At 73.3% G+C, this 12,399-nt stretch carries 13 protein-coding genes; 6 read left to right on the top strand and 7 right to left on the bottom strand.

Annotated elements, in window-relative coordinates:
* Positions 1-52: 52 nt before the first annotated feature.
* From KKR01S_RS08545 to KKR01S_RS08535, 3 genes are read left to right on the top strand one after another with little or no spacing between them, the layout of a single operon-like run.
* Positions 53-484 (top strand): NUDIX hydrolase, encoded by a 432-nt coding sequence (locus tag KKR01S_RS08545; RefSeq protein WP_224799845.1) that lies wholly within the window; start codon positions 53-55, stop codon positions 482-484.
* A 17-nt stretch (positions 485-501) separates the two neighbouring features.
* On the top strand, positions 502-1,536 hold the full coding sequence (locus KKR01S_RS08540) for an ABC transporter substrate-binding protein (RefSeq protein ID WP_058730845.1): 1,035 nt from the start codon (positions 502-504) through the stop codon (positions 1,534-1,536).
* Between the two features lie 43 nt (positions 1,537-1,579).
* On the top strand, positions 1,580-2,803 hold the full coding sequence (locus tag KKR01S_RS08535; RefSeq protein ID WP_061225782.1) for a pyridoxal phosphate-dependent aminotransferase: 1,224 nt from the start codon (positions 1,580-1,582) through the stop codon (positions 2,801-2,803).
* A gap of 20 nt (positions 2,804-2,823) precedes the next feature.
* Here the strand turns inward: KKR01S_RS08535 and KKR01S_RS08530 are convergent, their stop codons facing one another.
* Positions 2,824-3,075 carry an exodeoxyribonuclease VII small subunit gene (locus KKR01S_RS08530; protein WP_061225781.1) on the bottom strand — a complete coding sequence of 84 codons (252 nt, stop codon included), beginning with the start codon at positions 3,073-3,075 and terminating at the stop codon, positions 2,824-2,826.
* Positions 3,072-4,529: an exodeoxyribonuclease VII large subunit gene (gene xseA / locus KKR01S_RS08525; protein ID WP_081101667.1), complete on the bottom strand. Its 1,458-nt coding sequence runs from the start codon at positions 4,527-4,529 to the stop codon at positions 3,072-3,074. Before xseA ends, KKR01S_RS08530 begins: the two co-directional genes overlap by 4 nt.
* Positions 4,530-4,677: 148 nt before the next feature.
* Between xseA and KKR01S_RS11010 the strand changes: the two genes are divergently transcribed.
* A complete protein-coding gene (locus tag KKR01S_RS11010; protein ID WP_058730843.1) occupies positions 4,678-5,610 on the top strand; it encodes a hypothetical protein in 933 nt (310 codons plus the stop codon).
* A 39-nt stretch (positions 5,611-5,649) separates the two neighbouring features.
* On the opposite strand, the gene KKR01S_RS08515 is transcribed toward KKR01S_RS11010, so the two are convergent.
* The 5 genes from KKR01S_RS08515 to KKR01S_RS08495 form a co-directional block, all read right to left on the bottom strand.
* Positions 5,650-6,849 carry a DNA recombination protein RmuC gene (locus tag KKR01S_RS08515; protein ID WP_058743429.1) on the bottom strand — a complete coding sequence of 400 codons (1,200 nt, stop codon included), beginning with the start codon at positions 6,847-6,849 and terminating at the stop codon, positions 5,650-5,652.
* 178 nt (positions 6,850-7,027) lie between these two features.
* Positions 7,028-7,636 (bottom strand): response regulator transcription factor, encoded by a 609-nt coding sequence (locus tag KKR01S_RS08510; RefSeq protein ID WP_058731232.1) that lies wholly within the window; start codon positions 7,634-7,636, stop codon positions 7,028-7,030.
* A complete protein-coding gene (locus KKR01S_RS08505; protein WP_061225780.1) occupies positions 7,633-8,874 on the bottom strand; it encodes a sensor histidine kinase in 1,242 nt (413 codons plus the stop codon). The genes KKR01S_RS08510 and KKR01S_RS08505 overlap by 4 nt, the downstream gene beginning before the upstream one ends.
* Positions 8,871-9,635, bottom strand: coding sequence for an ABC transporter permease (locus tag KKR01S_RS08500; protein WP_131800603.1), 765 nt, complete (start codon positions 9,633-9,635; stop codon positions 8,871-8,873). Before KKR01S_RS08500 ends, KKR01S_RS08505 begins: the two co-directional genes overlap by 4 nt.
* A 3-nt stretch (positions 9,636-9,638) precedes the next feature.
* Complete coding sequence (locus KKR01S_RS08495; protein WP_061225779.1) at positions 9,639-10,577, bottom strand: ABC transporter ATP-binding protein; 939 nt, start codon at positions 10,575-10,577, stop codon at positions 9,639-9,641.
* Positions 10,578-10,686: 109 nt separating this feature from the next.
* On the opposite strand from KKR01S_RS08495, the gene KKR01S_RS08490 reads away from it, so the two are divergent.
* On the top strand, positions 10,687-11,211 hold the full coding sequence (locus KKR01S_RS08490) for an OsmC family protein (protein WP_081101666.1): 525 nt from the start codon (positions 10,687-10,689) through the stop codon (positions 11,209-11,211).
* A 111-nt stretch (positions 11,212-11,322) separates the two neighbouring features.
* Positions 11,323-12,384: a hypothetical protein gene (locus tag KKR01S_RS08485; protein WP_061225778.1), complete on the top strand. Its 1,062-nt coding sequence runs from the start codon at positions 11,323-11,325 to the stop codon at positions 12,382-12,384.
* Positions 12,385-12,399 lie beyond the last annotated feature (15 nt).

Genomic DNA, 12,399 nt, shown 5'->3' with positions numbered 1-12,399 from the left:
GGAGGGATCGGACCCCGGCGATCGTCGACGGCGATTCTCTAGACTGGAGGGCATGGCACTTGTGATGGACACGCGACCGGCCGCCTACGTGGTGATCATCGAGCAGGGCAGGATGCTGCTCACGCACTGGACCGGCGAGCGCCACCCGGAGCGGGCCGCGTGGACCCTGCCGGGCGGGGGCATGGAGGTCGGGGAGACCGCCGAGCAGGCCGCGATCCGCGAGGCCTACGAGGAATCCGGGTACCGGGTGGCCCTGGACGGGCTGCTCGGGGTGGACAGCAAGTACTACGAGGAGGGCCACGCCCGCACCTTCCACGCCCTGCGCATCCTCTACCGCGGGTACATCGTGGGCGGCTCCGAGGGCGTGACCGCGCACGATGACTCCACCGACGGGGTCCGGTGGGTGCCGCTGGAGGAGCTGCCTTCCCTGCGCAAGGTCTCCCTCGTGGAGGTCGCCGCCCGCTACTACGGCCTGAAGCACTGAAGCAGGGGACGAAGACCATGAGCTCCGTGTCCCGCCGGATCGTGCGCCTGCTCTGCCTCGCCGGGGCACTGCTGCTCCTGCTCACCGGGTGCGGCGGCACCGACGAGATCACCCCGGACCCTTCCGCCTCGGCCTTCGGCACCGTGCGCATCGGGCGGGGCACCAGCGCCGAGACCGGCGTCATCGCGGAGATCTACGCCCGCACCCTGCGCGATGCCGGCTACACCGTGGAGGTCGTGGACGGCGGGACCCGGCAGGAGTACCTCAGCGCCATGGCCGAGGGCGGGGACCAGGCGCCCCTGATCACCCCCGACTACACCGGGGCCCTGCTGCTGCACCTGACCGACGACGGCGCCCGCAACCCCAGCGTGACCGAGGCCCCCACCCCGAGCGTCTCCGCGGCGGCGTCGGGGGCGGCCTCGGCCTCGGGGGGACCCACCCCGACCCCGACCGGGCTGAACGTGCAGGGAATGTCCCCGGGGGACATCTCCTCCACCGTGGATCGGGTCCTGCCGCGGCAGCTGAGCACCCTGGATCCCGCCTCCGCGGAGAACCGCGACGCCCTCGTGGTCACCCGCGCGACCGCCGCGAAGTACGAGCTGTCCAGCATCTCGGACCTGGCCGCGCACTGCGGGAAGCTGCGCTTCGGCACCCCGCCGGGGTTCGCGGAGCGCTCCTACGGCACGGCCGGGCTGCGCCGTCTCTACGACTGCTCCCCGGGACGTTACGTGGAGCAGTCCGATCCCTCCCGGCTGGTCGATGAGCTGGCCGATGCCACCGTGGACGTGGCGGACATCCCCACGGCGTCGGCCGCGATCGGACAGAACGGGTTCGTGGTCCTGGAGGACCCCCAGGCCGACTTCATCGCCCAGCAGGTGGTGCCCGTGGTGCGCGCGGACACCCTGCCCTCCTCCGCCGTGGACGCCCTGAACACCGTGTCAGGGAAGCTCAGCACCTCGGACCTGACGTTCCTGGATCAGCTGATGAGCGGGCCGGATGCGGTCTCCGCGCAGGATGCCGCCGCGTTCTGGGTCCAGGAGGGCACCGACTGAGCCGGGTCCGGACCCGACGCCGGATCGGTATACGCTGGATCACATGGCTCAATTCCGGCAGTCCCACAAGCTCCATGACGTCCTCTACGACATCCGCGGCCCGGTGCTGGAGGAGGCCGAGCGGATGGAGGCCCAGGGGCATCGGATCCTGCGGCTGAACATCGGCAACCCCGCGCCTTTCGGCTTCGAAGCCCCGGACGCGGTGATGATGGACATGATCCGGCACCTGCCGCACGCCCAGGGCTACTCGGACTCTCGGGGCATCTACTCCGCGCGCACCGCCGTCGTGCAGTACTACCAGACCCAGGGCATCCTGGATCTGCAGCCGGACGAGGTGTTCCTGGGCAACGGGGTCTCGGAGATGATCACCCTGTCCCTGCAGGCCTTCTGCGATCCCGGGGACGAGATCCTCGTGCCCGCCCCGGACTACCCGCTGTGGACGGCCTCCGTCGCCCTGTCCGGCGGCACCCCGGTGCACTACCTGTGCGACGAGGCCGACGGGTGGAACCCCGACATCGAGGACCTGCGGGCCAAGATCACCCCGCGCACCAAGGGCATCGTCGTGATCAACCCCAACAACCCCACCGGGGCGGTGTACTCCCGCCAGACCCTGCAGGCCATCGTGGACCTGGCCCGCGAGCACGAACTCGTGCTGTTCTCCGATGAGATCTACGAGAAGATCACCTACGACGGCGCCGAGATGGTCCACACCGCGGTGCTGGCCGAGGACGACGTGCTGTGCCTGACCTTCTCCGGGCTGTCCAAGGCCTACCGGGTGGCCGGGTACCGGGCCGGGTGGCTGGCCGTCACCGGGCCGCTGTGGAAGGCGCGGGACTATCTGGAGGGCATCAAGCTGCTGGCCAACATGCGCATGTGCGCCAACGTCCCGGCCCAGCACGCGATCCAGACCGCCTTGGGCGGCTACCAGTCCATCAACGACCTCATCCTGCCCGGTGGGCGGCTGAAGGAGCAGCGCGACCTGGCCCACCGCAAGCTCAACGCGATCGACGGGGTGAGCTGCCGGCAGGCCGACGGCGCCCTGTACCTGTTCCCCAAGCTGGACGTGGAGCGCTTCGGGATCGTCGACGACGAGCGTTTCGCACTGGACCTGCTCAAGGAGCAGAAGATCCTCATCAGCCACGGCACGGCCTTCAACTGGGTGGCCCCGGACCACTTCCGCCTGGTGACCCTCCCGGACGTCTCCACCCTGGACACGGCCCTGGACCGGCTGGGGGAGTTCCTGGACGGCTACCACCAGGAGGGCTGAGCCGGGGCGCGTGCGGGGCTTCAGTCCCGGGCGGCGTCGGCCCGGCGGGCCTTGGCGGCGTCCAGGCGCTCGCGGGCCCCGTCCAGCCACTGCTCGCAGCGCTGGGCCAGGGCCTCCCCGCGCTCCCACAGGCGCAGGGACTCCTCCAGGCTCGACGCCCCGGACTCCAGCCGGGAGACGATGCCCATGAGCTCCTCGCGGGCCTGCTCGTAGCTCAGCCGCTCCACGGGGGCGAAGCGCTCGGCGTCCTGCTGCTGTTGCTGGTCGGTCATGATCGGTGCTCCTCGTTCTCGGATGCTGACTCGGGTGATGGGTTCTGGTCGGCGGCGGGACCGGCCGTCTCGGGGGACTCCGGGGCCTCCCGGCTTTCGGAGGCGCCCCCGGCGGCGGCTGGCTCGTCGGGCGCCGGTTTCTCGGGGACCGGTTCCTCGGGCGCTGGGGGTTCGGCGCCTGCGGGGTGCACCGCGGTGACCGCGGCGTCGAAGGCGCCGGCGGCCACGCGCACCCGCACCTCGGCCCCGGCGGCCAGGGTGTCGGCATCGCGGATCACCGCGCCACCCTGGGTCTGGACCACGGCGTAGCCGCGGTCCAGGGTGCGCTGCGGGGACAGGGCCACGACGCGCGAACGGAGGGCCTCGATGCGCTCCCGGTGCCGATCCACCGCGATCTCCATGGCCCGCTGGGACCGGGACCGGGCGGCGTCGGTCTCCTCCTCGCGCGCCAGGAGCATGGTCTCCGGGCGGGAGAGCACGGGCCGGGAGCGGAACTGCGCCAGGCCGGCGGACTCCCGATCCAGGAACAGCTCCACGGCCCGGCGGATCCCGGACCGGGCCTGCCCGATGCGCAGATGCTCCTCCTCCACGTCCGGGACCACCCGCTTGCCGGCGTCCGTGGGCGTCGAGGCCCGCACATCGGCCACGTGATCCAGCAGCGGCTGGTCCGCCTCGTGCCCGATGGCCGAGACCACGGGGGTTCCGGCCGCGGCCACCGCCCGGATCAGCTCCTCCTCGCTGAAGGGCAGCAGGTCCTCCAGGGCGCCGCCGCCGCGGGCGATGACGATGACGTCCACCTCCGGGTCCGCGTCCAGCTCGGCCAGGGCCGCCCCGACCTGGCGCACCGCGTGCACCCCCTGGACGGCGACCTCCCGGACGGCGAACTCCACGGCCGGCCAGCGCAGCCGGGCGTTGCGGATGACGTCCTTCTCCGCATCCGAATCCCGCCCGGTGATCAGCCCGACCCGGTGGGGCAGCACGGGCAGGCGGCGCTTGCGTTCGGGACGGAACAGGCCCTCGGCGTCGAGCTTGCGGCGCAGCCGCTCGATGCGCTCGAGCATGTCTCCCAGGCCCACCTGGCGGATGCCGGAGCCGATCATGGACAGCCGCCCGGTCTTCTGCCAGAAGTCCGGGCTGACCCGCACCACCACCCGCATGCCCCGCTCCAGGTCCGCCCCCAGGCGGGCGGTCTCCTGCGCGAACAGGGTCACCGGGACCGAGACTTCCTCCTGCAGGTCCCGCAGGGTCAGGTAGGTGACCCGGGCGCGGCGGTTCAGCTCGATGATCTGCCCCTCCACCCAGGTGGGCGCGCACCGGGCGACGTACTCGTGCATCTTCCGGGACAGCACGTGCAGGGGCCAGGGGTTCTCCGGGGTGGTCTGGCTGGCGCGGGCCGGGGGAGGGGCCGCGCCCTGGGCCCCGGCGGGCGCGGAGGGATCGGAGGTGGAGGTCATGGGTCCATCCCTACCAGGTGCGACTGACAGATCGGGACTCGCCGGGCCCCTGTGCGCCGCCTCGGCCGCTCCCGCTGTGGACGGACGGGGCCCGGGCCGGGGCAGTCCCCAGGCTCGCCCACCGGCGGCAGCGGCTACGCTGGTGCCCATGTCCCACTCCCTCTCCTCCGCGATCCGCGGCGTCCTGGCCGTGCTGCTCGGGCTGGTCGCCGTCGCGCTCGCCGCCCTCAGCGTGGCCCTGTGCTGGTTCCAGCAGGACCTGCAGAACGAGGACCGCTTCGTGGCCACCACGAGCTCGCTCTCCTCGGATCAGCAGTTCCGGGATCAGCTGGTGGACGCCTCCGTGCAGGATGTGATGTCCTCCGAGGTCGTCACCCAGTACCTCGGGGACGGGAACTCCCAGGGGCACCTGTTCAGCGGGCTGAGCAACTGGTTCCACGACAAGGCCGAGGGCATCATGCACGACGCCGCCCAGAAGGCCGCGGACTCGGAGGAGTTCCGCAGCGTCTGGGAGCAGACGGCGCGCCAGACCCACCAGGCCGACTTCGACGGCTCGGACCGGAAGACCCTGGTGGTGGACGCCTCCCCGCTGTACCGGGCCGTGGACGAGCGGGTCCGCTCGGCGATCGGGGTGGACCTGGGCCTGGAGGACGGCGACCACCTCGTGGCGGTGGAGCAGGTTCCCGACGGCGCCCAGGAGGCGCCCGGAGCGGCCTTCATCCGGGTCGGCCAGGAGTGGACCGGGCGCCTGCCGGTGCTCATCACCCTGGCGGCGGTGGCCGCTCTGGCCGCGGCGGTGCTGGCCGGACGCTGGTGGGCCCTGACCCTGGGCGCGGTGTGCGCGGCCTCCGGGCTTGCCACCTGGGGGGCGTTCCTGCTGCTGCACCAGCGGATGCAGGAGGCCGTGGCCGGAGCCGAGGGCGCCGGCGGGGTCGTGGCCCGTCACCTGGTCTCCGCGCTGACGCAGAACCAGCCGAGCTGGGGCCTGACGAGCCTGGGCGTGGGGCTGGGGGCCGCCGTCCTGCTGATCATCGCGCACGTGGTGCTCGCCGCCCGCCGGGGCAACGCCGAGGTGCTGTGACCAGACGCTGAGACCCCGACGAGGCGACGGCCGGGGCGCTCACCGCGGGGGCGTGGTCGGCGACTGCTCCTGGAGCAGCTCCGGGGCCGTGATCGGCTTGGCCGCGGCCTGCACCCCGGGCACCTCTAGGCGCGGATCCGCGGTGGCCGCCGGGTCCAGGTCGCTGATGCGCCGGGCGGTGACCAGCACCCGGGATTCCAGGGAGCCGAGCATCTTGTTGTAGGACTCCACGGAACGGGTCAGGGCCCGCCCCATGTCCTGCAGGTGCCCGCCCACGGTGGAGAGCCTGTCGTAGAGCTGGCGGGACAGGGCCAGCAGCTCGCGGGCATTCTCGGAGACGCTCTCCTGCCGCCAGGACAGGGCCACGGCCTTCAGCGCCGCCAGCAGGGAGACGGGGGAGACCAGGGCGATGCCGCGGGCCGCGGCGTGATCCAACAGGGTGCCGTCCGCTCGCAGCGCCGCCGAGAGCGCGGACTCCACCGGCAGGAAGCACAGCACGATCTCCGGGCTGACCTGGCGGGATTCCCAGTACCGCTTCTGCGCCAGGGCGTCCACGTGGGCCCGCACGGCCTTGGCGTGCTTGGCCTCCCAGGCGGCCTTCTCGGACTCCTCCTGGGCCTCCTGGGATTCCAGGTACGAGCTCAGCGGCGCCTTGGCGTCCAGCACGATCTCCTTGCCCCCGGGCAGGGCGACCACCATGTCCGGGCGCACCGCGCGGTCCGCTCCGTCCCGGTCAGCACCCCGGCCGTGGACCTGCTCGGCGAAATCCACGTGTGAGGTCATCCCCGCGGCCTCCACGACCCGGCGCAGCTGCACCTCGCCCCAGGAGCCGCGGGCACTGGTGGAGCGCAGCGCCGAGGACAGCCCGTGGGTGGTCTCGCGCAGCTCCTCCTGCCCCCGCCGGGCCCCCTCCAGGGCCTCGCGCACCGCGCCGAACTGGTCCGCCCGCTCCCGCTCCATCAGCCGCACCTGCTGCTCCACCGTGGCCAGCTGGGTGCGCACCGGGGCCAGGGCCTGCAGCACGTCCTGATCCCGTGCGGAGCGGGCCTCCAGGGCGTGCACGCGCTCGCGCAGCTGATCCGCGGTGGACGCGGCGCCGGCCAGCTCCGCGCGCAGCCGGGAGTTCTGCTCCGCGAGCCCGGCATCCGAGGATCGGGACCGGCCGGCCAGGAGATACCCGAGCGCGATCCCCAGGAGCAGGGCCAGCATGGCGACGACGATGAGCGTGAGAGGGTCCATGGCCTCCACTGTGCCAGCCCCGACTGACAGATCGAACGCTGGGCCCGCCGAGCCCCGCCCGCCCCGGAAGACCGGAGCACCGAGCCCGCAGACCCGGAAGGTCGGGATCGGAGCGCCAGATCGGGCCCAAGGATCGCGGCCCGGCGTCGCAGCCCCGGTGCGGCTCGTCGGGATCGGCTCAGAGCCAGCCCTTGTCCCGGGCTTGGCGCACGGCCTCGTAGCGGGTGTCCGTCCCGGTCTTGCCGATCACCGCGGACAGGTGGTTGCGCACCGTCCCCGGGCTCAGGTGCACCCGGGCGGCCACCTCGCGCAGCCGGGCGCCGTCCTCCGCGGCCCGGCAGACCTCCGCCTCCCGCTCGGTCAGCGGATTCTCCGGGGTGAACAGGGACTCCGCGGCCAGGGTCGGGTCGATCACCCGCAGCCCGGCGTGCACCCGGCGCACCGCCTCGGCCAGACGATCCGGCGGGGTGTCCTTCACGACGAAGCCGCGGGCCCCGGCCGCCAGGGCCCGCTTCAGGTACCCGGGACGCCCGAAGGTGGTCACGATGACCGGAACGCATCCGGGCACCTCCCGACCCAGGGCCGCACACGCCTCGATGCCGGTGGCCCCGGGCATCTCGATGTCCAGCAGCGCCACCTGGGCCCCGGACTCCCGGGCCGCGGCCGCGACCTCGTCGCCGCGGCCCACCTGCGCCACGACCTCCAGATCCGGCTCCATGCCCAGCAGCGCGGCCAGCGCCCCGCGCACGAGGTCCTGGTCATCGGCGATCAGCACGCGGATGCTCATCTGCTCTCGCTTCCCGTGGTCCGGCCCGCGGGCCTGTCGGCGCTTGCTGCGGCCCGCGACGTCGTGTGCACCCGCACCACCGTGCCGGTCTCCGGCTCCGCCGCGAGGATCTCCAGCCGGCCGCCGGCGGCCTCCGCGATGCGCCGGGACAGTCCCTGCAGACCGTCGCCGCAGCGTCCGGACCAGCCGACGCCGTCGTCGGCGACCTCCAGCAGCCCCCGGGTTACCGTGACCCGGCAGGTGCCCGCCCGGGCGTGGCGCACCACGTTGGTCACGGCCTCGCGCAGCGCCCAGGAGAACACCGTCGCATCCGCCCCCGCCGCGTCCTGCGCGGCCTGCGGGTCCGGCAGCTCGGCGCGCACCCCGGCGGTCTCCAGGGCGCGGGCCGCGGCCCGGATCTGACCGGCGAAATCCGGCTGACGCAGCCGGGTCACGGTGGAGCGGACCTCGGCCAGGGCCGTGCGGGAGGTCCGGGAGATCTGCTCCAGCTCGGCCCGCGCCGCCTCCGGATCGGAAGCCAGAAGCCGCGAAGCCACCTCCGCCTTCAGATTGATCACCGTCAGGGAGTGCCCCAGCAGATCGTGGACGTCGCGGGCCACCTGCTCGCGCTCGCGGGCGGCCTGCAGGGCCTCGGCGGTCCGGCGTCGGCCGCGCTCCCGATGCTCCATCAGCGATGACACGATCACCATGCCCGAGCCGATGTACAGGGCCCCGCTGAGGTAGAGCACCCCCTGGGGGCCGGCGCTGAGCGCGGCCGCCCCGGTGGCCCCCAGCACGATGACCGCGGACAGGGGCAGGCCCAGCCGCGGCGTCGTCGTGAACATGACGGTGGCGACGTAGTACGGGGTGAGTCCGGCCAGGGCCTGTCCGCCCAGCACCGCGGCCAGCACCAGGCCGCACCCGATGAGCAGCGCCCACCACGCCACCAGCATCCGCCACGCGGCCCTCTCGGCTCCCTCGTCCACGGTCAGCGGGATGCGCCCGAAGCCCAGCAGGTAGGCGAGCGCGAACAGGACCAGGGTCGCGACGGCCAGGAGGCGCTCGCCGCCGGTCAGATCCTCGCGCAGGATGAGGTTGGCGGGGTAGGCCAGGAAGATCAGCCAGATGCCGGCCTGCAGCATGTTCCCCCAGGCCAGGCCGCCGCGCACCCCGCGGCCGCGGTCCCGGGCGGGAGAGCCTGCGAGGGAGCCGGCGGACGTGCCGGACGCGGAGGGGGTGCGCGGCGTCGTCGGGCTCATCCGCGTCCTCTCTCCCTCGTCAGCAGCCCGGCGCAGACCGCCGCGAAGATCACGGCCCAGGCCACGGTGTTGATGATGGCATACCACAGCGGATCCGTGACGGCGTAGGGGGCGTCGCTGATGCCCTGGGTGCCGTCGGTCAGCGGGTACCGGGCCAGGGCCGCGGGGCCGTACATCGGCGTGAACCTTCCGATCTCCAGCAGGGACTGCGGCAGCGGGGAGAAGACGTTGCCGAGGAACCCCAAGATCACCAGGGCGGTGGAGGAGATGGACACGGCGGATTCGGTGCGGAACAGCTGACCGAAGAGGATCCCGTAGAACCCGAAGGGCAGCGAGACCAGCACGGACAGCGCGGCGGCGCCGATCCACTGCCCCGCGGGCATCTGCGCCGGGGTGAACACTCCGGCGAGGTTCACGGCCAGCACCGGCAGCACGGAGCGCACCAGGATCACCACGGTCTTGGAGAACAGGAACCTCCCGGTGCTCAGCGGGGTCAGGGCCAGCTGGCGGCCCCAGCCGGTGGACTGCTCGACGACGGTGGACCCGGCGCTGCCGGCGGCCGCGGTGACGCCGCCGTACACGGCCATGCCGATCATCACGTACGCGGCGGTGTTGCCGTCCCCGATCGGGGTGTCCGAGTAGTCCTGGACGGCGCCGAAGATCAGGTAGAACAGCACGGGCAGGGCCACGGAGAAGAACAGGCCGGCGCGATCCGTGAGCACGCGGCGCAGGTCCAGCAGGGTGTAGGTGGTCAGGGACATGGCTCAGGCCTTTCCGGGGGTGGCGGCGTCGTGGGGATCCGACGGATGCTCGGCGTCCGTCAGAGCGAGGAAGGCCTCCTCCAGGGAGGCGGGGGCGATGGTCAGCTCCCGGGCGTCGGTCGCGGTGAGCAGGTGGCGGGCCAGCGCGTCGGAATCCGCGGTGGACAGGCGGGTGCGCGCCCCGTCCCGGTCCACGGCCAGCACCCCGGGCAGGCTGTACGGGTCCAGGCCCGGAGGCAGCACCGCGGAGACGGCGGCGCCGGCCACCTGGCGGCGCACGACGTCGGTGGGTCCGTCCGCGAGGATGCGCCCGGCGCCGATCATGACGATGCGATCGGCGAAGTCCTGGGCCTCCTCGATGTAGTGGGTTGCGAACAGGATGGTGCGGCCCCGCTCGGCCTGGGCGTGCATGGCGCGCCAGAAGTCGTGACGGGCCCCGGCGTCCATCCCGGCGGTCGGCTCATCCAGGATCAGCAGGTCCGGGTCCGCCAGCACCGCCAGGGCGAAGCGCAGCCGCTGCTGCTGCCCGCCGGAGCAGGAGCCCACGCGCCTCTCGGCGATCCCGGTCAGGCCAGCCTCGGTGAGCACCCGGTCCACCGGCAGCGGGTGGGGGTGGGTCGCGGCGATCATGCGCACCGTGTCCTTCACGCGCAGATCCGGCAGGAGTCCGCCGGACTGCAGCATGGCCCCGACCCGTCCGGCGCGCACGGCGGCCCGCGGGGAGGTGCCGAAGATCCGCAGCTCACCGCCGGTGGGGGTGGTCAGCCCCAGGAGCATGTCGATCAGCGTGGATTTGCCGGCGCCGTTGGGTCCGAGGAGTCCGATCACCTCCCCGGGGGAGACGTCGAGATCCACCCCGCACACGGCGTGCACGGGTCCGGCGCCGCGGCGGGCGGGAAAGGTCTTGGCCAGGCTGCGAGCCCGGATGGCTTCGTCTGTCATGCCTCCAGCCTCCCGGCGGGGCGGTGGTGGGGCGGATCCCCGGCGTCACGATCTGCCCGTGACATCCGTCAGGGGAATACCCCGCCGCAGCCTCCCGGTTGTGCCGGGCATGAGTGAGAACACGCAGTCCCAGTCCGCCCGGCCCGACGACGCGGCCGACGTCGTCGCCTCCACCGATCCGGCCTCGGACGACGCCGCCCGTGCGGCCCGCACCGCGGATCCCGGCTACCGGTCGGTGACCATCGAGAGGATCGGGCAGAAGCACTACCGCGCGGTCAACGCCGCCGGTGCGACCCTGGACTTCGGTCAGGGGGAGGGCCTGCTCTCCCCGGTGGAGCTGCTGCTGGCCGCGACCGCCGGCTGTTCCGCGGTGGACGTGGACGTGGTGACCTCCCGGCGCACCGAGCCGGAGAGCTTTGCGGTGGAGGTCTCGGCGATCAAGGGCACGGATGAGACCGGCGGCGCCCGGCTGAACGATGTGGAGCTGAGCTTCCGGGTGCGTTTCCCGGACGACGGGCCTGGCCGGCAGGCCGAGCGCATGGTGCCGCGGCTGGTGGCGCTGTCCCATGACAAGGACTGCACGGTCTCGCGCACCGTGGAGCACCCGACGTCGGTGACCTCCCGGGTGGAGTGAGCTCCGGCGGGCCCGGGGGGTGGCGGCGTCGGAGGTGGCGTCGTCGTCGGCCCCGGAGCTGCGTGCGGCCGCGGCGGCCATGCTCGCGCAGCGCTTCCGTAGGATGGTGCCATGACAGCGCGGGAGCAGCAGGGTGATCTCTTCCAGACCGATCAGCTGGACGCCGCCCGCGCCCCGCGCACCGGCGCCCAGCTGCGCCGCTTCGAAGACGCCGTGGCCGGGATGCCGCGGATCGGCGGGTACAACGCGTGGCTGGTGCAGGTGCAGCGGCCGGAGACCCATCGGGTGGCCACCCAGGAGCGGTGGCGGAAGGTCGGGCGGCGCATCCGTCCCGGGGCGCAGCGGCTGATCACGCTGCAGCCCTTCGGCCCGGTGGAGTTCCTCTACGACGTCACGGACACCGAGGGTCCCACTCCGCCGGAGAGCTTCCACCGTCCCTTCCCGGGGGAGGGCGCCGTGACGCGGGAGGGGCTGCGCCGGTTCCTGCTGCGCCTGGGGGCGCTGAACGTGACCCCGGACCTCGCCGCGCAGGCCTCCGCCCCGTCGGTGCGCATGGTCCCGCTGCCGCACGCCGAGTTCGGTCCGACCGGTCAGGGCGAGGTCGCGGCCAGGCCGGGCAGCACCGTGTGGTGGGAGGCGCGGCTGGTGCCCGGCCCGGATCCCACCGCGACCTTCCTGACCCTGGTCAAGGGCCTCGCGGTGGTGTGCCTGGGGCACGTGCGCCACCCCGCGGAGGATGACGCTCAGACCGGCGCCAGGGTGTCGTCGGGCCGGGCGGCCGGTGCGCGCCGGGAGTGGGTCAGTGACGCCGACGCGGAGACCGAGGCCGAGTCCGTGACGTGGCTGGTGGCTCGGCGCCTGGGCCTGCCGTACACCCCGAGTCAGCTGCACGAGCGGGTGGTGCACGGGCTGGAGCCGATGCCGGAGATCTCCCTGGAGCTGATCGCCCGGGCTGTGAACGACGTCGAGAACGCCGGCGGGCGGGTGGAGCAGCTGGGTCGGCTGCTGCGCACCCCGGATGCCGATGCCGACGCCGCGGACGGGTCGGGTAGGGCGGGCTCGGCCTCGCGGCGGGGGCGCTCGCAGGACCGGAGTGCGGGGAGACGGGGCGCGGCGGAGCGCGCCGCAGACCATCCCGCGGGTTTCCAGGATGTTCCGCTCTTCGAGCTGTGACGGCGCGGCGTCGTC

Source organism: Rothia kristinae NBRC 15354, from assembly GCF_001570865.1.
Taxonomy (GTDB): Bacteria; Actinomycetota; Actinomycetes; order Actinomycetales; family Micrococcaceae; genus Rothia; species Rothia kristinae.
The sequence above is the reverse complement of the archived record's forward strand: the minus strand, read 5'-3'. Positions and strand labels throughout refer to the sequence as shown.